We start from the raw sequence: 22,623 nt of genomic DNA, 5'->3' as shown, positions 1-22,623 counted from the left end.
TCATCGTCACCAATGTATTGCCGCCCACCGTAGAGGCCGTGTGGGGTCGGGCCCATTTTGGTTCGGCCCCTCCAGTGCACAGCCCAGACGCCTGCCTGTGCCCGCCCTTGAAGCATGTCGCAAGATCGTTGCTCCAACCGATTGTTGACATGCTGACGGTCCCCATCTCGATGTAGACAATCAAAAGGCAGATTGTCGGGTCGTCGTCGAACGTGGTGTGGGGCCGTGTTAGCTAGTTAGCGTCGCCAGCCGAGCGGGTCATCGCGGAACGAATCCCAGGCCTTAGCGTCCTTGTCTTCCTTCGTACGGCGGTCCGCCTCTAACTGCGCGTGGTGTACCTCCAGCAGGCCGCGAACGGATGCCGCCAATGGGTCGGTCAGAACTTCTTGCGACACCTCTCGCGCTTTGGCTTCCGCCTCGGAGACTGCCTGTTGGTAGGCCTCGATGATGGTGGCGCCGTCAGGCGAACGCACAGAAAGCAGCTTCCCGGCCGCGTCGACTTCAACCTTGATGTGGCCCGAGAACCCGGTGCCGCGTATCTGTTCCAACTCGTATTGGGCGCGCTGTACCTTGCGGCCGAACTCCTCGATATCTGACTCAGTCACCAACAGACCCCCGGCTACGGCTGAAACGAAGTGAGTACGAGTGTGGGGCGGTCTTGGAGAAGGAATGCCTTGCTGTACCAGTTGTTCGCGGTGAGCGCGGCGTCAAGACTGTCGCTACGGACGTACGTACCTTTTGGTGCAAGTGATTGAAGTGCCGGTTTTAGGTCCGGTTGTGTTGGCTGCGATGGCTGCCCGTCAATGTGTTTGGTGCGCAGGTCGCTCGCTACCGCCGGTTCAAGTTCGATGACCGCTTCCAGCCAGTAGGACGACGGCCCCGGAAGGTCCGTGCGCCCGTTGTGGTCGGGCGACTTCGTGCCGCCAATCCAACTCGCCGATACGGGTTGCCCCAGTGCCGCAAACCGTTTGGTTAGTGGCTCAAGGTCATGTCGGATCTCGTCAGGTTGCACGCTCGTCGTTTCCGTCCGGTCGCTGTTTGGCTGGTTCTTGTCAGTGCAGCCGCCGAGGACAATCAAGCTTAGGGACAGCGCTGCCACACCTAATGCGCGAGTCAGTGTCATCACTTCGGCCACATCGGTCCGCTGGCGTTCCGATTGTCGATTCTGTCTTCGCCGCCAGGATTCCGTTGTGGCGTAGATACATCGGTGATGGTTCCGCTCTGCGGCGGCTGGCCCAGTTCCCATGAAATGGTCTTAGTGATGCTGCCGTGGGTGTCGAAAGGTTTGGCCCAGCCGAGTTCGGCGAATCTGCCGTTGGCGTTGTCCGGCTTGCCCGTTGCGATGTCTTCGGCTCCCTTGTTGAAGTTGTAGCGGTCGTTGGCCTCAACGGTTACGTCCATGTACACGCGGTTACCTTCAACCCGCACATCGCCTTGGCTCCACTGCTGATATGCGCCGATAGCCTTCTGCCAATCCTCGGTCTTCGGGTACGGAAGATTCGGGTCACCATTGCCCACGGTTTGGGTGTCACCAGTTATCGAGAAGTTCGTGTGTCCGTCCCGCACCATCTGATCGGCGGCAGCTGCGGCGCGGGCGATTTCAGAATCCACGGATGTTTTGACGCCCTGATCTTCGCGGTAGGCCTCGGTGTAGTCGAATTCCTTTGGTGCGCCGTTGTTGTCCCAGTAGTGGGAGTACATGTCGGTCGCGTCATCAAGGTCTGGCCTAACGACCTGTGCACCTTTGAGCAGCGCTTGCCATTTGGTCGATTCTTGGTAGTCCTTTTCGGTGGGCTTCTCAGAGCCGTACTTGAAGTCGTCAGTGAAGTTGTATTGCGGCTTCGTCGCTTCGCCGAGAACGTATCCTGGACCACCAGTTTCGCCCGGATTCACACCGAAAGGGTGCGGAGTTGGCGAGTCTGGGTGTTTCCGCAGGGCCATCAGATCGTTGGCTCCCATGAGAATCGCCTGTGCCGCCTTGTCTTCGGTGTCGCCAAACGAACTGAGTGAGTCTTTGATTCGTGACTCGAGGCCAGCGGCCACCGAATCTAGGAGCTGTTGCATCACCATTTGATCCAACATCTTCCCGGTCGGCGGCACCCGGGGCGCTGTCACCTTCCCGTCATCGGCGACAGTCATCCCCGCGGCCGGAACCTCTTTGTCAACGATGTCCAGGAGCGCGCCTTTGATTGCGGATAACTGTGTTCCGAATGTTTTGTACTTCTCGGACACGCCCTCTACAGCTTCGTCGATTTGGGTTGCGGCGACTTGTTCGCTCCAAGCTCGTCCCGAGGCGGCTGATGCGCCGCTGCCTTGCCAGTGCAGCATCGTGTTGTCTACTGCGCTCCTCATACCGCCGATCTGCTCAGCGAAAGTCCGATTCGCCGACGACAATGCGTCGCCGTAGCTGTTCATTGTTTCGGGCCGGCAGCCCCGCACGTGCGAGATGGTCGCCATTTACTGCCCCGCGCGGTAGACGCTGAGCTGGTCCGAGAAGGCGCGGTCAACGTCCTCGTAAGTTGTTGCCGAGGCGGACGCCAGGCCACCCATATGATCAACGCTTTTTGCCATGTAGCCATACGCCAACTTGACTTCGGTGGCGCAGTTACTGGACGCAGCCTCGACAGGGGAGCCTGGCATGACAACCGCCGTTGGCAGCTGTATGCCGCTGATAGCGGCCGCTTCACTTTGGAGTGTCTGTCCGAGCCTCCGCAACGCGTCAGCATCAACCTGTAACAGCCCGCCCATAGTCGCCCCCTAATTAACAGCTAACTACGCCCAAACTTTACACTCGCGGTGCCAAAACGAGGTGTCAGGTGCCTTGGACGGAGGCCCTCCCCGCCGCCGTGAGGTTACCGAAGAGGCGTAGGCGTGCCAGGCCACCGTCGGGGTAGATGTCCAGGCGGACGTCGGTGACGGGCTGCTGACCATCCAGCAGAAAACGGTGCCGGGTGTCGGGCTGTAGCGGGGTGCGCGGCAGCAGCGGAACCCAGTCGCCCTGGGCACTCAAGCCCTGCAGCCCCGCCGCACCGGGGCTGTTGCCCACGAAATACGAGGTGTCGATCTCAGCCAGGCGCAGTACTCCTTCACCGGCGAGCCGCACCTGCACCCAGTCGTTGGCCCCGTCGCGGCGGCGGGCGGTCTCCCAGCCGTCGCCCATCACCCGCGCGACACCGGGGAACAGCAGATTCTGCGGTGAGCTGTAGAACCGGTTGGAGCAATCGGTCACCAGCCCGCCGTTCTCGATGGCGGCCAGGTCGAACTGGCCGGCGTCGAGGAATCGCGGGTCGGGCCGGCCATGGCCGTGCACGCGTAACCGTGCGACGCCGCCGTCCGGGTGCATCGTCAACCGCACGTGTGTCCACCGCTGTGTCGAGTGAACGTCGAACACGTTACGGGTGTCGCCGTAGACTTTGGTGCGCTCAATGATGTTGTGCCAGGAGGTATTTTGAGCGATGTCGTCCGCCGACGGATATCCGTCGATCTGTGCGGCGTCCACCGAGATTTCCGGCGGGTAGTTGCCCTTGAACCATGCGGTATCGACGACGATGCCCGCGATCACACCGGGGACGCCCAGCCTGACGATGGCGGCGTCGTGGCCGGGCTCGCCCGCCGGATCACGCCGGCGCCGGGTCTCCCATCCGTCGTACACCTGTCCCTTGTGCCCGAAGGTCGCGGGCCGGTAGTCCGCGGGCCCGGGCTTGATCAGGTTCTCCTTCTCGGCGAACAGGTCGTCGTTGGCCCAGATCACCGCTCCGCCCAGGGATCGCAGCGCCAAGTCGGGCAGCATCGTGAAATCGGGCAGCCCTGCGGGTGTATTGCTGGTCATTGCTGGTCGGTATCTCCTGTTGTGGTGCGTTGCACGAGTTGGTCCAGTACCGCGCGGTCGCATCCGGGGGCGACGGCGGCGACCTCGTCGGGGGAGTAGGCGCCGCAGTCCAAGCCGCGCAGTATCCCGGCGGCCAGTGCCTGCGCCGTCGCCGGTTCGTCGACGATCGCGCCGCCCTGGCGCCGCAGGTAGGCATCGATGCGGGGCCCGGCGGTGGCCAGCGCCCGCTGGTGGAATGCGTAGGTGGCCAGCCACCGGGTGATCAAGTGCCCGGGATGCATGTCCCAGCCTTGCCAGTAGCCGCGTTCGAGAGCGCGAGTGACCAGCCGATGGTGTCTGGTGATCGCGGCGGCCTGCTGTTCGGGGGAGCCATCGGGGATCACCTGGGTGGAGCCGTCGCACACCCACACACCGGTCTGGGCCGCGGCGGTCAACATCACCGCTTTGGCGTGGTCTGCGAGTGGGTGTTCCAGCGACTGATGTGCGGCGGCGATCCCGCATGCCGCGCTGTAGTCATAGGTCCCGTAATGCAATGCGACGAGGCGTCCTCGCGCCATGTGTATGGCCTTGGCCAGGGTGGCGGTGCCGTCGGCACCCAGTACCGCTTGCGGGCTCTCGATCTGGAGCTCGAAACGCAATGATCCGCTGGGTAATCCGTGTACCCGCTCAAGCTCATCGAACAGCTGGAGTGCGGCCTCGACCTGGGCCAGCACGCGGAACTTCGGGATGGTCGTCACGAATCCCCGCGGCACCCCCGATGCCCCGTCGAGCACCAGTTCCAGGGTGCGCACACTGCGCCGCAGGTGCACCGAGGTGAGGCCCTTGATTCGGATGCCCAGTGCCACAGGGGGATTCGCTGCCATCGACAGCGACCGCAAGGTGCGCCCCGCCTTGCGTGCGTCGGCGTCCTCGGTGCTGTCCGTACGCCGGCCGTAACCGTCCTCGAAATCGAGCCGTAGGTCCTGAATCGGGGCGATGGCGAGCCGCTCCCTGACGCGGGGGAGGACGCCCTGTGAGTCGAGTGCCGTGAGCGCCTGCTCATGGCGCCCGGCGAGCTCGAGTGCGGAGGAACCCCACTGCTCGGGTGTCTGGACGTCGGCCAACGCCGCACTGAGGTAGGCGGTGTGGATCGGTTGCGGTTCTCCGCGGCCATCGGGATACGCAGACGCCAGTTCGGCGTCGGCGGACGCCAACAGTTCCGCGATGGGAGCGAGCCAGTCGGGGCTGCTGGCATCTGACGGGTGGGACGTGGATGCCGCTGACACGGGTCCCATGCTCGCAGACTCGTTTCGGCAGCGCTCAACGGTGCGCAGCGGCGGGTTCTTCGTCGGGCTCGGCGGCGGTCTCTTCACCGGCGAGTACCGCGCGCATGCGGTCCTTGTCGAGCTGACTTTCCCAATTGGCCACCACAAACGTCGCGACGCAATTGCCCAGCAGATTCACCGATACTCGCATCGAGTCCATGATCCGGTCGGCGCCCAGCAGCAGGGCGACGGCCGCCACCGGGATGGCGCCGTGGCCGATGGCCGCCACGGTCGCCGAGAGCGCCAGGAACGATGAACCCGGCACGCCTGCCATGCCCTTGGAGGTCAGCATGAGCACCAGCACGGCGGTGATCTGCTCGCCGATGCTGAGGTTGACGCCGAGTGCCTGCGCGAGGAACAGCACGCAGATCGAGAGGTACAGGGTGGCTCCGTCGAGATTGAAGGAGTACCCGGTGGGGATGACCAGCCCCGTGGTTGTTCTGGAACACCCCGCGTGATTCAGCTTGGTCATGATGCGCGGTAACACCACTTCGGTGGAGGCGGTGCCGAGGGCCAGGAACAACTCGTCCTTGATGTAGACGACGAACTTCCACAGGTTCACTCCCGCGAAGAGCCGGGCGATGACCGCCAGAACCCCGATGAACAGCAACGCGGCCACGTAGCAGGCGGCGATGAGCTTGCCGTAACTGCCCAGCGAGCCGATGCCGTATTGGCCCACGATGTAGGCCATCGCGCCGAGCGCCCCGAGCGGTGCCAGCCGCATGATCCACCCGATGATGGTGAAGAAGATGTGACTGAGGTGCTCGATGAATTCCAGCACCACCGGTGGTCCCGATTCGCCGAACTTGGCCAGCGCCAAGCCGAAAAGTACGGCGAAGAACAGCACTTGCAACAAGGCGTTCTCGGCGAAGGCCGAGACAATGGACGAGGGGATGATGCCGAGCAGGAACTCGACGGTGTGTGGCAGTTCGCCATTGTTGGTCTTCTTGGCGATGGCATCAGCACCTGTGGCCAGCGTCCCGGCGTCGATGTGGAACCCTGCCCCCGGCTTGGCGAGATTTCCCACCAATAGACCGAACAGCAGCGCGAAGGTGGTGACCGCCTCGAAGTAGATGAGGGCCTTGACGCCGATCCGGCCAACGGACTTGAGATCTCCGACGTGGGCGATGCCGAGCACCACCGTGCAGAAGATGATCGGCGCGATGAGCATCTTGATCAGCTTGATGAAGCCATCGGCTAAGGGGCGCAGGTCGGCACCGAGCCCGGGCCACTGCCAGCCGATGAGCACACCCGCGACGATGGCCACCAGCAGCTGGACGAACAGCGACCGATACCAGGGTGGCTTGTTCGCCAGGCGCACCATCTCGCTGGCGGGTATCTCGATCGCGGCCGTCATGTGCGCGACCGTAACGACGGCCTGTTTAACGAATGTGAACGCGGGATGCAGCGCGTATTACGCGGGCGGCGGTCATGGGGTTCGATAGGGCTATGACCTTCGTGGCGCCCGATTCCACGGCGGATGTCGTTGTCGGCGCGGTACTCGCGGCAGGAGCCGGTACCCGCTACGGCATACCGAAGATCCTTGCCGAGGACGGGCGCTGGCTCGCGCTGGCGGTGACCGCTCTGGACCGTGGGGGCTGCGACGAGATCTACGTGACGCAGGGTGCCGCGCACGCCGAAATGCCGGTGCCTGCACGGGGTATCGATGTTCCTCGGTGGCAGGGCGGTGCATCGGAATCGGTGCGATCGGTGCTGGAACTGCTGCGCTCGCGAACGGATGTGGCGGGAGTCCTCATCCATCTGGTGGACCTGCCGTCCGTCGGCCCGGAGGTGGTACGCGCAGTGCTGCGCGCAAGTGGGCACCGGCGCTCGGCACTGGCCCGCGCGATATTCGCGGATCGGCCCGGCCATCCCGTGTACATCGGCTCGGAATATTTCGGCCCGGTACTGGCGGCACTGGCGGGCGACCGGGGAGCCGGGCCGTACCTGGCCGCACGCGCCGATGTGATCGAGGTGCCGTGTGATCACCTGAGTGACGGCGCCGACCGGGACTACCGGCCATAGATTACGTGTGCCGGGACGTACCGCATGCCCAGCAGGTAGATGCCGAAGCCGATTCCCGCACCCACGAACCAGGTGAAGCTCGCCAGGTAGGCGCTGCCCCAGACCACTGTCGCGATGGCGGTAAGCGCCCCGGCGACGGTCGCGGCCACCGCCACCGGGTTGATGCCGCCGCGGTAGTAGTACGCGCCCGCCGGGGAGAGGGCGAATAGGTCGTCGACCTCGATGGTGCGGTTGCGCACGAGATAGAAATCGGCGATGAGGACTCCGAAGAGCGGACCGATTACTGCGCCGAGCGTGTCGAGTGTGTAGTGGATCGTGTCGGGGTTGTTGTAGAGATTCCAGGGCGTGATGAGGATCGATCCGACCGCTGCGATCATCCCGCCGGCCCGCCAGCTGATCCGCGTCGGGGACAGGTTGGAGAAATCGAAAGCGGGCGAGACGAAATTCGCCACGATGTTGATCCCGATGGTGGCGATCGCGAAGGTGAGCACACCCAGTACTGCCGCGGTGGTGTTGTCGATTTTGTCCACGATCAGCACCGGGTCGGTGATGATGGCGCCGTCCTCGCCGCGGCCGATGACCGTTGCCCCTGCCGACACCGTGCACACCGCCAACACCGCGAAGAACAGGAAGTTCACCGGCAATCCCAGGAAGTTGCCGCGCTTGACCTCCTCGAAGCTGCGCCCGTACCGCGAGAAATCGCCGAAGTTGAGCATGGGCCCCGAGAAATAGGACACCACCAGTGCGATCGCACTCAGCACTGTCGCCACCGCGGCGAACCCGGTTTTCGGCGGACCCGATGCCAGGCCGAAATGCACGTTCTGCCAGCCGGCCGCGACGACGAGATAGAGCGCAAGTGCCACCATCACCGCGTACACGGCGGGGCCACAGAAGTCGATGAACTTACGAATCGCCTCCATGCCGTTCCAGAAGACGGCGGCCTGCAGCACCCACATCAGCAGGAAGCCACCCCAGCCGAGTAACGATAGACCGAGAAAGCCGTACTCGTCGGCATCGCCATAGCGGCCCAGGGCGGGCTGGAACTTCACCGCCAGGAGTACGAATGCCGTTGAAGCCAGATAGGTTTGGATGCCATACCAGGCGACGGCGATGAGGCCGCGGATCAGAGCGGGAAGATTGGCGCCCCGCACACCGAAGGCAATCCGTGCGGTTACCGGGTACGGCACGCCGGCCTGCTGGGAAGGTCGTGACACCAGATTGCACAGCCAGTACACCGCCACAATGCCGATCGTCAGTGCCAGCAGCACCTGCCAGGCTGAGATTCCCAGCGCGAAAAGACTTCCCGCGAAGACGTAGCCGCCGACACTGTGGACATCGGACATCCAGAACGCGAAGAAGTTGTAGCTGGTCCAACTCTGTGCCCGCAGCGGGGCCAGATCGCCATTGGTCAACGCCGGGTCGTATCCGGGTTTGATCACGCTGTCCCCGGCGGCGTTGTGGCCGCTGGCCGGGGCGATGGCATCAGCCGTGATTACGCCGGTCACGTAGCCTCCTCCGAATCGTCGACCAGCCAGAAAAGCTGGTGACACCCGAAGTTAAGTGCTCGGTGTTGCCATCGTGTTGCGCAGAAACAATATTTTCCCGGGCCAGAATTCCTCCACCGGAACGTGATTCGGTGCGGCAAATCGGGCGGCCTACTATCGTGCCCACGATGGCTCATAACGAGACTGAACAGGCGACACCCCGCGATATGGTGGGTTACGGACGTACCCCACCGCACCCGCGCTGGCCTGGTGCGGCGCGTATCGCGGTGCAGTTCGTGCTCAATTATGAAGAGGGCGCCGAGAACAACGTGCTGGACGGATCCGCCGCCTCGGAGACATTTCTTTCGGAGATGGTGCCGGCGGAGCCGTTCACGAACCGGCACATGAGCATGGAATCGCTGTACGAATATGGTTCACGCGCCGGGCTCTGGCGGGTCCTGCGGGTGTTCGAGCGCCGTGGCTTGACACTGACGATCTTCGCCGTGGCGCGGGCGTTGCAATGCAACCCGGAGGCGGTGGCGGCGTTCGCTGAGCTCGGGCACGAAATTGCGTGCCATGGGCTGCGGTGGCAGTCCTACCAGCTGGTGTCCCCGGATATCGAGCGTGAGCACATGGCGCAGGCAGTCCAGATTCTGCGTGACCTCACCGGCGCCGCCCCGTTGGGTTGGTACACCGGCCGTGACTCCCCACAGACCCGGCAACTGGTGGTCGAGCACGGGGGATTCGCCTATGACTCCGACTCCTACGCCGATGACCTGCCGTACTGGGTGCGGGTACCTGCTCACGGCGGTGCGACCGACCACTTGGTCGTGCCCTACACGCTCGACACGAATGACATGCGGTTTGCCTCACCGGCCGGATTCCCCAGCGGGGAACAATTTTTCACGCATCTGCGAGATGCCTTCGATTGCCTGTACGCCGAGGGGGAGGCGGGCAGCCCGAAGATGCTGTCGGTGGGCCTGCACTGCCGGCTCGTGGGCCGGCCGGCAAGGACAGTCGCGCTCGAGCGGTTCCTCGACCATGTGCAGGCCCATGAGGGGGTGTGGATCGCCAAACGCATCGACATCGCCGAACATTGGCGTCGGGTTCACCCCGCGGATATTGAACCGAACGAATCCGTCAGTCCGGCATAGGGTTTGATTGGCGGCGTGGCAAACTCGCCCCGTCCCGACTTGCGCAGGCCCATGGACACCAACGATTGCACCAGGTTCACCGCGGCTGCCACACCATCGATCACCGGTAGCCCGATCTCGGAGGAGATATCCCGGCACAGCCCGGCCATTCCCGCACAACCCAGCACGATCACATCGCTGCCGTCATCGCGTGCCGCGCGTTGGCAGTGTTCGATGAGAATGTCCTTGGTCTTGGGGTTTGTCTCCAAGTCCAGCACCGCGATATCGCAACCGTGCACTCCCTGGCAGAAGCGGGACATTCCATAGCGTTCGGCCAGATCCCGGGCGCGGCCGGCGGTGCGCTCCAAGGTGGTGACCACACTGAACCCCCTGCCGAGGTGACTGGCCATGTGCATGGCGGCCTCGGCGATGCCGACCACCGGACCGGCGGCCAGTTCCCGGGCGGCATCGAGGCCGGGATCGCCGAAGCAGGCCAGCACGTACCCTTCGGCGCCTTCGGATTCAGCGCGGCGGATTTCGGCCAGCACACCGGGCACACTCAACGCCTCGTCGTAGTGGCTCTCGATCGAGACCGGCCCCATCGCCGGGTTGACCGTGGTGATACTGGTTCCCGTCCAGGCCGCTGAATGCGCTACCGCTTCGATGGCCTTCGTCATGGCCTCGGTGGTGTTGGGGTTGATGACGCGTATGCGCATGGCCGACAGGGTACGTCGGCCGCGACGGGCGTGGGGTACGGCGTTGTCCCGGGCGCCGCGTCATGAAACGTTCGCGTTAACTCTATGTCGCCAGCGATAGCAGCCGGGCACGACCACTGACAAGATCGGGGTTCGGCAGACGGCGATGGAGGGCGAATGTCACGTACGTTCCGCTACCGCAGGCTGATCAACGAGCTGCGCGCCAACCGGTCCGGGCATGACCAGACGAGCGTGCTCGACGGGTTGCGGCGGGCCATCCTCGAGGGTGCCGCGCCGCCGGGTTCCACGATCCCCATCAGTGAGGTCGCCGACACCTACCAAATCAGCCCCATCCCGGTACGGGAAGCACTCAAGACCCTTGTCGCCGAAGGGCTTGTCAATCATCGGGCCAATGGGGGCTACCGCGTGGCGCAGCTCACGCTTCCCGAGCTTCGCGAGATCTATTTCACCCGAGGTGTTCTCGAGCGTGCCGCGCTCGCACAGGCGGTGGCGCTGACAACGCCTGAGGATCTGGATCGCGCGCTGGCCGAACATGAGCGGCTGCAACAGGCCACCATCGAAGGCGATGCGCGTGCTTTTCACCTGCATTCCCGGCGCTTTCACCGCGCACTGGTGATTCCCTGCGGCATGCACCGCCTGTTGCACATGTTCGAGGCCACCTGGAATCTGACCGAGCCGTTCCAGGTGATGCGGACGGTTTCCGCGTCGGATCAGCTGCAGCTACACGCCGACCATGAGGCGATGATCACAGCGGTGGCAAGGGGCGATACCGAGGCTCTGCTGTCCGTCGCGGCGACCCACCACGACCGCTTGGAGTCGGTGATAGTCGCTGCCGCAGGGCAATTGGACGTAATCGCCGAAACGTAGCGCGCTGACCCGCCGGAAAGATATAGACACCCGGCAACCTGGCCGCAACACGGTCGATCTAGCGTCGCTTCGGCGGTCGGCAGGTAGCGCGGACGCACCGATGCAGGGAGGTTCTGCGATGAGGAGAGTCCATCCCGTCGACGAGGTGCCGTCCGCGGGCAAGCTCGTCACTTTGGGCATCCAGCATGTGATCGCGTTCTATGCCGGCGCGGTGCTGGTGCCGCTGCTCATCGCGCGTGCCATTAACCTGGACGCCGAGGCGCTGACCATGTTGATCACCGCAGACCTGTTTACCTGCGGTATTGCCTCGATCCTGCAAGCGGTCGGGTTCTGGAAGATCGGCGTGCGGCTGCCGCTGCTCCAAGGGGTCACCTTCGCGACCCTGGCGCCGGTGATCAAGATCGCCAACGACCACGGCGGCGGCAGGGTGGGGCTGCTCACCGTCTACGGCGCCGTCATTACGGCGGGCGCGTTCACCTTTCTCATCGCGCCGTTCTTCGCCCGCCTCATCCGCTTCTTCCCGCCGATCGTGACCGGCTCGGTCATCACGATCATCGGAGTGTCGCTGCTGCCGGTGGGCATCGGCGACGCCGTCCGCAACCCGCACAGCCCGGTCGCGGCGCACGATCCCGGAAACGGGCGCTGGCTCATGTACGCGGCAGGCACCATCGTGCTGATCGTGCTGATGCAGAGGTTCTTCCGGGGCTTCTGGAGCACCATCGCGGTGCTGCTGGGTCTGGTTGCCGGTACCGCCATCGCCTGGCTTGCCGGTGACACCGATTTCACGCGGGTGGGTGAGGCGGGCTGGATCGGGTTCACCTCGCCATTCGCATTCGGCGCCCCGCGCTTCGATGTTATTGCGGTGGTGTCGCTGATCGTGGTGCTGATGGTGACCGCTGTCGAATCCACCGGCGCGGTCTTCGCCACCGCCGAGATCGTCGGCAAGCGGGTACGCGGGGCGGATATCGCCGCCACGGTGCGCGCCGACGGCATTGCCACCATGATCGGCGGCACCTTCAACTCGTTTCCGTACACGGCGTTCTCGGAGAACGTCGGGCTGGTGCGCCTCACCGGGGTCAAGAGTCGTTGGGTGGTAGCGACCGCTGGGCTGATCATGATGGTGTTGGGCGTGCTGCCCAAGACCGCCAAGATCGTGGAGTCGATCCCGGCCCCGGTGCTGGGCGGGGCCGCGATGACCTTGTTCGCGACGGTGGCCGTCGTCGGCATCCAGACACTGGGCAAGGTCGACTTCAACGACCACCGCAACCTGATCATCGCCAGTACCTCGCTGGCCATGGGAATGTACGTGCAGTTCTCCCAGTCTTCGGGCCCGTCAACCGTCCTGGACCGCGGGCGCGATATCGCGGTTCCCGCGCTCCCGGGAATCGACCAGGCCGTACCGGGGCTGCTGCAGATTCCGTTCAGCACCGGCATCACCATGGGCGCCATCACCGCGATCGTGTTGAACCTACTGTTCTTCCACACCGGTAGCCGCGGCGTGGCGGTGGCGGGGGGAGGCGCCATTCGGCTCGCGCAGGTCAATGAGATGACCCTCGACGAGTTTCGTCACACGTTCGGCAGCCTGGTCCAGGACGTGCACTGGGTCGTGGATCGCGCCTACCAGCAGCGGCCCTTCACCGACGCACACGATCTGCGCAGCGCATTCCAGGAGGCGATGCTCACCGGCAGCGACGAGCAGCAGCTCGAACTCATCAGATCGTTCCCCGATCTGGGTGCCGAGGACGAAGCTGGGGAGATGGCAGCCGTCGACCACACCATCCTGCAGACCCTCGACGAGGGTGAGCTGAACAATGTAGTGAGCCTGGCCAACGCCTATCGCGAGCATTTCGGTTTCCCGCTGGTGATCTGCGCACGAGAGACCGAGCGTTACGAACGGGTGCTGCGCAACGGGTGGAGCCGCATGGAGAATTCGACAACCAGCGAGCGCTCCTTCGCCCTCATCGAGATCGCGAAGATCGCCAATTACCGATTCGATGATCTGGTGGCCGACGCCAATCCCATCACGGCGGCCCGCTTCGGGCGTTACGAGGATTTCCATGCGGCGCGTTGACTGGCGGGGAATCGAAAGCTTCAACGAGCTCACCGATAACCAGGCGATCCACTGGCTCTACGAGTGTTGCACTTCGCGGATCTGGGCGGTGCGGGTGGCGGCCGGGCGCCCCTTTCGTGATGAGGAGGCCCTGTACAACCGGGCGGACCTGATCCTGGCCGAGCTCACTGACTCGGATCTGGACGAGGCGCTCGACGGGCACCCGAGGATCGGGGAGCGGCCCGATAACGCGGCCTCGCGCCGGGAGCAGTCCGGTGTGGCCGGTGCCGAGGCCACGGTGCTGGCCCAGCTCAAGGAATGCAATGCCGAGTACGAGAAGCGTTTTGGCTACGTGTATCTCGTGTTTGCCAATGGCAGGCCCGCCGGGGAACTGCTGGCGATCCTGCAGGAGCGGCTCAAGAATGACCCCCAGAACGAACGCCGGGTCATGAGAATGGAATTGGGCAAGATCAATCGCAGCCGCCTGGCGCGGATGCTGGGCCCGGCGGGCAGACATGCCGATGACATCGAGACGGAGGACGGATCGTGACGGGTGTGAGTACCCATGTACTGGACGCGGTTTCCGGGCGGCCGGCGCAGGGGGTGCGCGTGAGGCTGCTGGACGGCGCAGAGTCTCTGGTGGCCAGCGGCACAACCGATTCCGAGGGCAGGATTGCCGACCTTGCCGGGGCGGTGCTAGCCGCAGGCACGTACCGGCTGGTGTTCGACACGGGAACCTGGTTCACCGACAACGGGATCGATGGGTTCTACCCGGAAGTGATCATCAGCTTCCTGGCGGACGGTAGTGGGCACCTGCATGTGCCGCTGCTGCTGAGCCCGTACGCCTACTCCACCTATCGCGGCAGCTGAGAAAGGAACGCATCCATGGGAATCGTGCTCGGAGGCAACCAGTACGGCAAGGCCGAGAACCGAGTCGTCCGGATCTACCGGGACTCTCCGCGCCATGAGATCAAGGACCTCAACGTCGGTAGCGCACTGCGCGGGGACTTCGCCGCGGCCTACACCGATGGCGATCAGCGCAAGGTGCTGCCCACCGACAGTCAGAAGCAGACCATCTACGCGTACGCCAAGGAGAAGGGCATCGAGACCATCGAGCGATATGGTCTGGACCTGGCGTACCACTTCGTGGACGAGTATGAGCCGGTAACCGGCGCGCGCATTGAGATTGACGAATACGCCTGGGAGAGGGTCCTTGTCGATGGGCGCGAACATGATCACGCCTGGGTTCGTAAAGGTCAGGAGGTGCGCACCGCCGAGATCACCGTCGAGGGTGTGGGTGCGGCGCAGCGGACCTGGGTGATCGGCGGTCTCAAAGATCTGGTCGTGCTGAAGTCGACGGGTTCGGAGTTCCACGATTTCCTAGAAGACAAGTACACGATCCTGCAGCCCACCAACGACCGGGTGATGGCCACCTCGCTGGTCGCCAAATGGCGTTTCATCGGTACCGAGATCGACTGGGACCAGACCTATCTCGGGGTGAAGCAGATCATCCTGGAGCGCTTCGCCACCGTGCACTCGCTGGCCCTGCAGCAGACGTTGTACGAGATGGGCACGGCGATCCTGGAGGCCTACCCGCTGATCGCCGAGGTCCGCCTCTCGGCGCCCAACAAACACCACTTTGTGTACGACCTGTCACCGTTCGGGCTGGAGAACCCCAACGAGGTCTTTCATGCCGATGACCGTCCGTACGGATTGATTCAGGCCATCGTGACCCGGGATGACGCACCGGATGCCGGGCCGGCCTGGGACCCGCACCTGTCCTGGCTGACCTAGCAGTCGAGGTAGTCGGTGATATCCCGTCCGCGCACGTGCACCGAGCTGATGGCCGGTTCCCGCAGCCCCATCAGCAGGCGAAACAGTGTCTGCTCGGTGGCCAACTGCTCGTCGTCGGAGTGGATGCCGTGGGAAAGGTTGTCGGCCAACGGTTCCCATCGGTGGGGGTCAATGATCAGGAAGTCCGCGTCCTTGCCCTGGTCCAGGTTGCCGAACGTGTCCTCGCGGTCCAGCGCGCGCGCCCCGGCAAGCGTGGCGGTGAACAGCAGCTCGGCGGGGTGTAGAGATATCGCGGCCGAAGCGGGTTCGGTCATATGGACTTTGAAACAGTCGTTCAGTACGCGCGTCAACAGCCATTCGTCGCCACCACCCACATCGGTGCCCAGGGCGATGTTGACTCCACTGTCGACGGTGCGGCGCCACGGCATGGTCCCGGAACCCAGGAACAGCTGGGAGGTGGGGCAATGTGCGATGGAGGTTCCGGTATCCGCCATGCGGGCCAGTTCCCCGTCCTGGCAGTGCACGGCATGGGCCAGAATGCTCCTGCGGCCCAGCAGCGTGGAGCCGCCCTTGCGGGAGCCGGGCAGAAAATGACCGTCATAGGTATCCAGGTAGCTTCTGACCCCGTATGCGGACAGGGTGGCATCCACCTCTCCGGTGCCCGGCCGGGCGTTCTCGTTGAGATGAGAGTGGAAGTAGACACCCTTACCCCGCACCTCGTCGTAGAGCTGGCCAAGCGCCGCGAGGGTGTCGGGCGTGACCGACAGCGAGAAGCGGGGCACGAGCGCCACATCTGTGAGGGAGTCGCCATGCCAGCTGTCGATTTCGTCGGCACACAGCCGGATTGCGTGCTCGGTCGTGGTGAGCAGTGGCGTGGCGCTGTCGGGCCCGGTGGTCTGCACACCGCGTCCGCTCACCATCCGCAGGCCCGCGGCGCGGGTCGCCGCGAACAAGGCCTCCTGGGCCTGAGGAAAAGCCGAGCCCATCACCATCGCGGCCGTGGTTCCGGCGGTGATCCGGCGGCGGCAGAAGGTTTCGGCAGCGCGCTGTGCCAGCACCGGGTCGGCCAGGCGGGCCTCGGCGGGAAAGATGCAGCGCTCCAGCCACTCCAACAGTTGGCCGCCGCCATAGGAATCGGTGCAGTAGGTCTGCGGGAAGTGCATATGGGTGTCCACGAAACCGGGCAGCAGGAATCCGGGGCGATGATCGTGCACGGGCCACGCGGAGTAGGCCTGGGGCAGTTGCGGGTAGGTGCCGCAGTAGGCGATTACACCATCGATGCCGACCGCCAGCGCCCCATCGGGTATCGACTGCAGATGCGCGGCCGCATCTGCCACGCCGGGAGAGCCCGCGATGTGGAAGATGTGCCCGCGGTAGACGGTGGCCGCAATCGGGTGCATCGCACCATAGTGCACACCACGCGTCACATCCGCAGCCCGAGGCACGGCAGCGAGTCCGGCCGATGAGCTCAATCACATTGATCGAGAACGTATTCGCGGCCACGGTCGATTACGACGGGCGTGAGCTCGACGGTGCGACCGTCGTCATCGATGGCCAGCGGATCGCCGCGGTATTGCCGGCCGGAGAACAGAACCCGTGGCGGACACTGGAGGGTGCCGAACGTGTGGACGGCCGTGGTTGTCTGCTCACGCCGGGATTGGTGAACACCCACCACCACCTCTATCAGTGGATCACCCGCGGACTCGCCGCCGATCACACACTCTTCCAATGGCTTACCCAGCTATACCCGGTGTGGGAGGGTATCGACGCCGACAGCCTGCACGTTGCGGCACAGGGCGCATTGAGCTGGCTGGCGTTGTCGGGCTGTACCACCACGACCGACCATCACTACGTGTTCCCTTCGGGGGCAGGCGATCTGCTGGAAGCCGAGATCGCGGCGGCGAGTCAAGTCGGGCTGCGTTTCGACCCGACACGTGGCTCGATGGACCTGGGACAGTCCGTCGGGGGCCTGCCGCCGGACAGCCTGGTGGAGTCGATCGATACCGCCCTGGAGGCCAGCGCCGCGGCCATCGCCCGCTGGCATGATCCGGCGCCGGGCTCCATGGTGCGCATCGGTCTGGCGCCCTGCTCGCCCTTCTCGGTGAGCGGGGAGCTCTTGCATCAGTCAGCGCTCTTGGCTCGCGAGCACGGCGTCCGGATGCATACGCATCTCGCGGAGACCCAGGACGAAACTGACTACTGTGCCGAACGGTTTGGTTGCGGCCCCCTCGACTACATGGAACGGCTGGGCTGGCTGGGCCCCGATGTGTGGTTCGCGCACGGGATTCACTTCGACGATGCGGCCATTGGCCGGCTGGCTGGCACGGGTACCGGAATCGCGCACTGCCCGACCTCCAACGGGCGCCTGGGCGCCGGTATCGCCCGCACCCGAGAGCTGCTGGCGGCTGGGGTGCCGGTGGGTCTGGGGGTGGATGGTGCGGCCTCCAACGAGTCGGGACGGATGCTGGAGGAGGCACACCAGGCGCTGCTGCTAGCACGAGCGGTCGGGGGGCCGACGGCACTGAGCACTCGCACCGCATTGGAGCTGGCGACACTGGGCGGCGCCCGCCTGCTGGGCCGCGCCGACGAAATCGGCTCGATCGAGGCCGGTAAGTGCGCGGACCTGGTGCTATGGGATCTGCGCACGCTGGGCCACAGCGGCATCGACGACCCGGTGGCCGCTCTGATGTTGGGTGCGGTCCCACCCATCAGGTGTTCCTGGGTGAATGGGCGAGCGGTCGTCAGAGACGGGGCGATGCTGACGGTGGATACCGATCGGATCGCGGTCGCGGTGCAGGCAGCGCATCATGGATTGATGGGCAGGGTGCGCTGATGGATCTGCACACCATCGACTCGGTGCTGATTCCGCGAGAGCGCGCTGATCTGCGCGGCCTCGGGGCACAGGACGGCGTACTGGCAGGTGGCACCTGGCTGATGAGCGAACCGCAGCCGGGACTGCGGCGTTTGGTGGACCTGGCCGGTATGCGGTGGCCCGATCTCGTGGTCGACGCGGGCGGCTTGGAGGTCGCGGCCACCTGCAGTATCGAACGCCTCATCAATGCGTCGTATCCACCCGAATGGAGTGCGACCGTCCTTTTTGGGCAGTGCGCGCGTGCGCTGCTGGCCTCATTCAAGATCTGGCGTGCCGCGACGGTCGGTGGCAACATCTGTCTGGGTCTGCCCGCGGGAGCGATGATCTCGTTGTGCGCGGCCCTGGATGCCGAATTGCTCATCTGGCGTCGCGACGGCACCGACGAGCGCTGCGCCATTACGGAATTCGTCACCGACATCAACAAGACCGTGCTGCAGCCCGGTGATGTACTGCGCGCCATAACTTTTCCGTCCACTGCGCTGGCGCAGCCGACAGCGCTACGCAAGATTGCCTATTCCGCGCTGGGCCGCTCCGGCGCCCTGGTCACTGGCAGGCTTGACGGTGAGGACATTGTGCTCGGAATCTCCGCCGGGACGCGTAGGCCGATCGTGCTACGGGTCCCGGCCGACCTGGAACATGTATTCGAGGCCGCGGCAGGCATTCCCGGCCCGGAATTCCACACCGATGCCCACGGCACTGCCGACTGGAGGCGCGCGGTCACCGCGCAGCTGGCCCGCGAGGTCGCCGAGGAGCTGACGGGCGGACACCGATGAAGGTCAACGGCCAGATCATCGACACCACCCCGCGGCCTGGGCAGTGCCTGCGCACGTTTCTTCGTGAACACGGCCACTCCGAGGTCAAAAAGGGCTGTGATGCCGGTGATTGCGGTGCCTGCACCGTGTTGGTGGACGGGGCATCGCAACACTCGTGCATCGTGCCCGCACATCGGGTCACCGATGCCGAGATCCTCACGGTCCGAGGTCTCGGAGAGGAACATGACCTGCATCCCATGCAGCGTGGTTTCATCGGTCATGCCGGTTTCCAATGCGGATTCTGCACGGCCGGAATGGTGCTGACGGCGGCGACGCTCACCGAGGATCAGACCCAGGACCTGGGAAATGCGTTGAAGGGCAACCTGTGTCGTTGCACTGGGTACCGGCCCATTCGCGCCGCGATCTGCGGTGTCGCACCACCGAAAGAGACCGTCAGTGCTCCGGCTGCCGCGCGGGTGGTCACCGGCACCGAGCCGTACACTATGGATCAGTTGCCCTCCGGTGTGGGACATATTGCGGTGCTGGGCAGTCCGCACCCGTCGGCCCGCATCATGCGCATCGACACCGCCAGGGCCGGTGCCCTGCCGGGGGTGCGCGCGGTGCTGTGTTACCGCGACGACCCCGGGGTGGCGTTCTCCACCGCGCGCCATCACGAGCGCACCGATGATCCCGATGACACTCTGGTTTTCGATCGTGTGCTGCGGTTCGCGGGGCAGCGCGTCGCGGCGGTCGTGGCGGACTCGCCAACCATCGCGCACCGGGCGCTCGAGCACATCGAGGTCGAATACGAGGTATTGCCCGCGGTATTCGACCCCGACCTGACGCAGCAGCCGAGTGCGCACCGGGTGCACGGGGATAAGGGGGCCAGTGCCAGGATTGCCGACCCCGCGCGCAATCTTGTCGCCGAGGTGCACGGTGAGGTCGGCGACGTCGAGACGGCCCTGGCCCGGGCGAGGGAGACCGGTGCTGTGATCAGTGGCAGCTGGCAGACCGCCCGCGTGCAGCATGTTCACCTGGAGACACACGGCGCGGTGGGGTGGCGGGACGAGCACGGGCGCTATGTTCTGCGCACCAGCAGCCAGGTGCCGTTCCTAGTGCGCGATGAGCTCTGCCATATCTTCGGCCTTGCGCACGAACAGGTCCGGGTGTTCGCGCCACGGGTAGGCGGCGGGTTCGGCGCTAAACAGGAGATGCTCACCGAAGACCTCGTACTGCTGGCGGTGCGTGCCACTGGCGCGCCGGCGGTCTATGAGTTCAGCCGCACCGACCAGTTCACCCTCGCGCCGTGCCGTCATCCCATGCGGGTGAACGTGACCGCCGCGGCAGGTCCGGACGGCGTACTGACGGCGCTGGCCGTGGACGTGCTCTCCGATGCCGGGGCCTACGGAAACCACAGCGTGGGCGTCATGTTTCACGGCTGCAACGAGTCCATGGCTCAATACCGTTGCGCCAATAAGAGAGTCGATGCGCAGGCCGTATATACCAACAACATCCCGTCCGGTGCGTTCCGCGGCTACGGGTTGGGGCAGGTGCTGTTCGGGATCGAGTCGGCCCTCGACGAGCTGTCCCGCGAACTCGGCATCGACCCGTTCGAGTTCCGGCGCCGCAATGTCATCGTCCCAGGCGATCCCTTCGTCAGCTGGGAGGTGGAGGAGGACGACCTGGAATTCGGCAGCTACGGGCTCGACCAGTGCCTGGACCTGGCGCAGCACGCGCTGGCGCAGGGCGCGGCCGACCCGGTACGCAACGGATCGGCCTTGCCCGTGGACTGGAAGGTGGGCGAGGGCATGGCCGTCGCCATGATCGCGACCGTGCCCCCACGCGGGCATGTGGCCGATGCGCGCGCCGAGCTGGACGAGCGGGGCCGTTACCGGATCTCGGTGGGCTCGGCCGAATTCGGCAACGGCACCACCACCGTGCACGCGCAGCTTGCGGCCGCCGTGCTGGGGTGCGCACCATGTCAGATCGATGTGCACCAGGCAGATACCGATGAGGTGGGCCACGACACCGGCGCCTTCGGATCGGCGGGCACCACCGTCGCGGGGCTGGCCGTGCACCGGGCAGCAGAGCTGTTGCGGGACAAGATTATCCGGTTTGCCGCGGAGAAGCTGGCGGTACCGGAATCGCGGTGTGTGCTAGGACCGGACGGTGTGCAGATCGGCGGTCAGCTGCTCGGGCTTGCCGATATCGCCACCTCGGCGCCGCAGGCACTGACGGCGGTGGGACGCCACGAGGGCACACCGCGGTCGGTCGCGTTCAATGTCCAGGCGTTCCGGGTCGGGGTGCATCCGGACACCGGCACCGTGCGGATCTTGCAGTCGGTGCAGTCCGCCGATGCCGGGGTGATCATCAATCCGCAGCAGTGCCGTGGACAAGTGGAAGGCGGTGTCGCACAGGCCATCGGCTCAGCGCTCTACGAAGAGATCATCGTGCAGGACGGTATCGTCAGCACGGCGACCTTGCGCAACTACCACATTCCGCAGCTGGTGGATCTGCCCGATACCGAGGTCTACTTCGCCGACACCTACGACACCCTGGGGCCGCTGGGTGCCAAGTCGATGAGTGAATCTCCGTACAACCCGGTGGCGCCGGCATTGGCCAATGCCATCCGCGATGCCGTCGGAGTTCGGATGCATCGCCTACCGATGAACGCGGCGCGCGTGTGGCAGGCCATCAACGAATCCGGCGCAGGAGTGCCCTCATGAAAGACATACTCGGCGATCTGGTTGAACTGATCGAGGCAGGTGACGCGGTCGCGCTGGCCCGCGTGGTGGAGGTCAGCGGTGCGGTTCCGCGTGAGCCCGGCGCGGCGATGATCGTGACGGCCGATTCGGTGGTCATCGGATCACTGTCGGGTGGCTGTGTGGAGGCCGCGGTCATCGAGACCGCGGGCGAGGTCCTGGAGACCGGCCTGTGCGTGAGCGAGCGGTTCGGTGTCGATGACGGGATCGCGCCGGGACTGACATGCGGCGGCGAGATTGAGGTCCTCACCGAATGCGTTGGCGCCGAGCGGCTGCCGCTGCTGCTCCCACTGCGCAGCCTGACGGAAGCAGGGGAGCCCGCGGCCTTGGTGAGCACGCTGGCGGGTATTCCGGAATGGGCTCTGGTGCGCGCGGGTGAGCCGGCGCCGTGGCCGCAGATCGATGGCGATATCGCGTCGCTGGTGCGTGCGGGGCGCAGTGGGGTGGCAGGTGCCGATCGCTGTGAGCCCGATCAATCCGCGCTGCCGCGGGTATTCGTCCAGGCATTCGGTGTGCCGCCGCGGATGATCCTGGCAGGGGCCAACGCCTTCGTGCGGGCGTTGAGCCGCGTCGGCAGTCAGCTCGGCTACCGGGTGACGGTGGTCGATGCCCGTGAGGTGTTCGCGACGTCGGCGCGGTTCCCGCACGCGCATCAGGTGGTGGTCGACTGGCCGCACCGGTACCTGCGCGCCGAAGCGGCGGCCGGGCGCGTTGACGGGCGCACCGTGGTGTGCGTGCTGACGCACGACCCGAAGTTCGACGTGCCGATGCTGGTCGCAGCTCTTGCGGGGCCGGTGGGTTTTGTCGGCGCACTGGGCTCGCGACGCACCCACACCGACCGGGTGGCCCGCCTGCGCGAGGACGGCGTCACCGACGATCAGCTGCGACGGCTACACAGCCCGCTGGGCCTGGATCTCAATGCCCGCACACCCGAAGAGACCGCGATATCCATTGCGGCGCAGATCATCGCCGAAACCTCGGGAGGCTCCGGGCGGGCGCTGAGCGACAGCGACGGGCCGATCCACCGGTAGGGGG

Annotated in this window: 20 protein-coding genes; 11 read left to right on the top strand and 9 right to left on the bottom strand. The window is 65.1% G+C overall.

Annotated features, from left to right (window positions below):
* Nucleotides 1–236: 236 nt before the first annotated feature.
* The 6 genes from DSM43276_RS13660 to dctA all read right to left on the bottom strand — a co-directional run bounded on the left by DSM43276_RS13660 (nt 237) and on the right by dctA (nt 6,490).
* Nucleotides 237–605 (bottom strand): YbaB/EbfC family nucleoid-associated protein, encoded by a 369-nt coding sequence (locus DSM43276_RS13660; RefSeq protein ID WP_078330030.1) that lies wholly within the window; start codon nt 603–605, stop codon nt 237–239.
* 14 nt (nt 606–619) lie between these two features.
* Entirely contained in the window at nt 620–1,135 is a 516-nt protein-coding gene (locus DSM43276_RS13655) for a hypothetical protein (protein WP_078330029.1), read from the bottom strand.
* Nucleotides 1,123–2,457, bottom strand: a complete 1,335-nt coding sequence (locus DSM43276_RS13650) for a hypothetical protein (RefSeq protein WP_078330028.1) — start codon at nt 2,455–2,457, stop codon at nt 1,123–1,125. Before DSM43276_RS13650 ends, DSM43276_RS13655 begins: the two co-directional genes overlap by 13 nt.
* 355 nt (nt 2,458–2,812) lie before the next feature.
* Nucleotides 2,813–3,829 carry an allantoicase gene (gene alc / locus DSM43276_RS13640; protein WP_078330026.1) on the bottom strand — a complete coding sequence of 339 codons (1,017 nt, stop codon included), beginning with the start codon at nt 3,827–3,829 and terminating at the stop codon, nt 2,813–2,815.
* Nucleotides 3,826–5,103, bottom strand: coding sequence for a DUF6986 family protein (locus DSM43276_RS13635; protein ID WP_078330025.1), 1,278 nt, complete (start codon nt 5,101–5,103; stop codon nt 3,826–3,828). The genes alc and DSM43276_RS13635 overlap by 4 nt, the downstream gene beginning before the upstream one ends.
* Nucleotides 5,104–5,128: 25 nt before the next feature.
* The gene (dctA, locus tag DSM43276_RS13630; RefSeq protein WP_078330024.1) at nt 5,129–6,490 is read right to left on the bottom strand and encodes a C4-dicarboxylate transporter DctA; all 1,362 of its coding nucleotides are present in this window, start codon (nt 6,488–6,490) and stop codon (nt 5,129–5,131) included.
* Between the two features lie 101 nt (nt 6,491–6,591).
* Here dctA and DSM43276_RS13625 point away from each other — a divergent pair, with 101 nt between their 5' ends.
* Nucleotides 6,592–7,158 carry a nucleotidyltransferase family protein gene (locus tag DSM43276_RS13625; protein ID WP_109556149.1) on the top strand — a complete coding sequence of 189 codons (567 nt, stop codon included), beginning with the start codon at nt 6,592–6,594 and terminating at the stop codon, nt 7,156–7,158.
* On the opposite strand, the gene DSM43276_RS13620 is transcribed toward DSM43276_RS13625, so the two are convergent.
* On the bottom strand, nt 7,146–8,663 hold the full coding sequence (locus DSM43276_RS13620; RefSeq protein ID WP_078330022.1) for an NCS1 family nucleobase:cation symporter-1: 1,518 nt from the start codon (nt 8,661–8,663) through the stop codon (nt 7,146–7,148). The genes DSM43276_RS13625 and DSM43276_RS13620 overlap by 13 nt on opposite strands.
* A 167-nt stretch (nt 8,664–8,830) precedes the next feature.
* Between DSM43276_RS13620 and puuE the strand changes: the two genes are divergently transcribed.
* The gene (gene puuE / locus DSM43276_RS13615; RefSeq protein ID WP_078330021.1) at nt 8,831–9,796 is read left to right on the top strand and encodes an allantoinase PuuE; all 966 of its coding nucleotides are present in this window, start codon (nt 8,831–8,833) and stop codon (nt 9,794–9,796) included.
* Here puuE and DSM43276_RS13610 read toward each other — a convergent pair.
* Nucleotides 9,751–10,491 (bottom strand): aspartate/glutamate racemase family protein, encoded by a 741-nt coding sequence (locus tag DSM43276_RS13610; protein ID WP_078330020.1) that lies wholly within the window; start codon nt 10,489–10,491, stop codon nt 9,751–9,753. The genes puuE and DSM43276_RS13610 overlap by 46 nt on opposite strands.
* Nucleotides 10,492–10,647: 156 nt before the next feature.
* Here DSM43276_RS13610 and DSM43276_RS13605 point away from each other — a divergent pair, with 156 nt between their 5' ends.
* From DSM43276_RS13605 to pucL, 5 genes are all read left to right on the top strand, one after another.
* Nucleotides 10,648–11,358: a GntR family transcriptional regulator gene (locus tag DSM43276_RS13605; protein ID WP_078330019.1), complete on the top strand. Its 711-nt coding sequence runs from the start codon at nt 10,648–10,650 to the stop codon at nt 11,356–11,358.
* 100 nt (nt 11,359–11,458) lie between these two features.
* Nucleotides 11,459–13,429 carry a solute carrier family 23 protein gene (locus DSM43276_RS13600; protein ID WP_078330018.1) on the top strand — a complete coding sequence of 657 codons (1,971 nt, stop codon included), beginning with the start codon at nt 11,459–11,461 and terminating at the stop codon, nt 13,427–13,429.
* On the top strand, nt 13,416–13,958 hold the full coding sequence (gene uraD / locus DSM43276_RS13595; protein WP_078330017.1) for a 2-oxo-4-hydroxy-4-carboxy-5-ureidoimidazoline decarboxylase: 543 nt from the start codon (nt 13,416–13,418) through the stop codon (nt 13,956–13,958). Before DSM43276_RS13600 ends, uraD begins: the two co-directional genes overlap by 14 nt.
* Entirely contained in the window at nt 13,955–14,278 is a 324-nt protein-coding gene (gene uraH / locus DSM43276_RS13590) for a hydroxyisourate hydrolase (protein ID WP_078330016.1), read from the top strand. Before uraD ends, uraH begins: the two co-directional genes overlap by 4 nt.
* Nucleotides 14,279–14,293: 15 nt before the next feature.
* On the top strand, nt 14,294–15,202 hold the full coding sequence (gene pucL, locus DSM43276_RS13585; protein WP_078330015.1) for a factor-independent urate hydroxylase: 909 nt from the start codon (nt 14,294–14,296) through the stop codon (nt 15,200–15,202).
* Here the strand turns inward: pucL and DSM43276_RS13580 are convergent.
* Nucleotides 15,199–16,602, bottom strand: coding sequence for an amidohydrolase family protein (locus tag DSM43276_RS13580; RefSeq protein ID WP_078330172.1), 1,404 nt, complete (start codon nt 16,600–16,602; stop codon nt 15,199–15,201). The genes pucL and DSM43276_RS13580 overlap by 4 nt on opposite strands.
* 77 nt (nt 16,603–16,679) lie before the next feature.
* Between DSM43276_RS13580 and DSM43276_RS13575 the strand changes: the two genes are divergently transcribed.
* From DSM43276_RS13575 to DSM43276_RS13560, 4 genes are read left to right on the top strand one after another with little or no spacing between them, the layout of a single operon-like run.
* On the top strand, nt 16,680–18,035 hold the full coding sequence (locus DSM43276_RS13575; RefSeq protein ID WP_211196772.1) for an 8-oxoguanine deaminase: 1,356 nt from the start codon (nt 16,680–16,682) through the stop codon (nt 18,033–18,035).
* Nucleotides 18,035–18,847 (top strand): FAD binding domain-containing protein, encoded by an 813-nt coding sequence (locus DSM43276_RS13570; RefSeq protein WP_078330013.1) that lies wholly within the window; start codon nt 18,035–18,037, stop codon nt 18,845–18,847. The genes DSM43276_RS13575 and DSM43276_RS13570 overlap by 1 nt, the downstream gene beginning before the upstream one ends.
* Nucleotides 18,844–21,552 (top strand): molybdopterin-dependent oxidoreductase, encoded by a 2,709-nt coding sequence (locus DSM43276_RS13565; protein WP_078330012.1) that lies wholly within the window; start codon nt 18,844–18,846, stop codon nt 21,550–21,552. Before DSM43276_RS13570 ends, DSM43276_RS13565 begins: the two co-directional genes overlap by 4 nt.
* A complete protein-coding gene (locus DSM43276_RS13560; protein ID WP_078330011.1) occupies nt 21,549–22,619 on the top strand; it encodes an XdhC family protein in 1,071 nt (356 codons plus the stop codon). The genes DSM43276_RS13565 and DSM43276_RS13560 overlap by 4 nt, the downstream gene beginning before the upstream one ends.
* The last annotated feature ends 4 nt before the right edge of the window (nt 22,620–22,623 follow it).

Source organism: Mycobacteroides salmoniphilum, assembly GCF_004924335.1.
GTDB lineage: Bacteria > Actinomycetota > Actinomycetes > Mycobacteriales > Mycobacteriaceae > Mycobacterium > Mycobacterium salmoniphilum.
Note: the sequence above shows the minus strand (reverse complement) of the source record. Positions and strands in the feature narration are given on the sequence as shown.

Coding starts and splice junctions, on each gene's coding strand:
- DSM43276_RS13650 (WP_078330028.1), bottom strand. CDS start 2,457: ATGGCGACCATCTCGCACGTGCGGGGCTGCCGGCCCGAAACAATGAAC.
- alc (WP_078330026.1), bottom strand. CDS start 3,829: ATGACCAGCAATACACCCGCAGGGCTGCCCGATTTCACGATGCTGCCC.
- DSM43276_RS13635 (WP_078330025.1), bottom strand. CDS start 5,103: ATGGGACCCGTGTCAGCGGCATCCACGTCCCACCCGTCAGATGCCAGC.
- dctA (WP_078330024.1), bottom strand. CDS start 6,490: ATGACGGCCGCGATCGAGATACCCGCCAGCGAGATGGTGCGCCTGGCG.
- puuE (WP_078330021.1), top strand. CDS start 8,831: ATGGCTCATAACGAGACTGAACAGGCGACACCCCGCGATATGGTGGGT.
- DSM43276_RS13610 (WP_078330020.1), bottom strand. CDS start 10,491: ATGCGCATACGCGTCATCAACCCCAACACCACCGAGGCCATGACGAAG.
- DSM43276_RS13605 (WP_078330019.1), top strand. CDS start 10,648: ATGTCACGTACGTTCCGCTACCGCAGGCTGATCAACGAGCTGCGCGCC.
- DSM43276_RS13600 (WP_078330018.1), top strand. CDS start 11,459: ATGCAGGGAGGTTCTGCGATGAGGAGAGTCCATCCCGTCGACGAGGTG.
- uraD (WP_078330017.1), top strand. CDS start 13,416: ATGCGGCGCGTTGACTGGCGGGGAATCGAAAGCTTCAACGAGCTCACC.
- pucL (WP_078330015.1), top strand. CDS start 14,294: ATGGGAATCGTGCTCGGAGGCAACCAGTACGGCAAGGCCGAGAACCGA.
- DSM43276_RS13580 (WP_078330172.1), bottom strand. CDS start 16,602: ATGCACCCGATTGCGGCCACCGTCTACCGCGGGCACATCTTCCACATC.
- DSM43276_RS13570 (WP_078330013.1), top strand. CDS start 18,035: ATGGATCTGCACACCATCGACTCGGTGCTGATTCCGCGAGAGCGCGCT.
- DSM43276_RS13565 (WP_078330012.1), top strand. CDS start 18,844: ATGAAGGTCAACGGCCAGATCATCGACACCACCCCGCGGCCTGGGCAG.
- DSM43276_RS13560 (WP_078330011.1), top strand. CDS start 21,549: ATGAAAGACATACTCGGCGATCTGGTTGAACTGATCGAGGCAGGTGAC.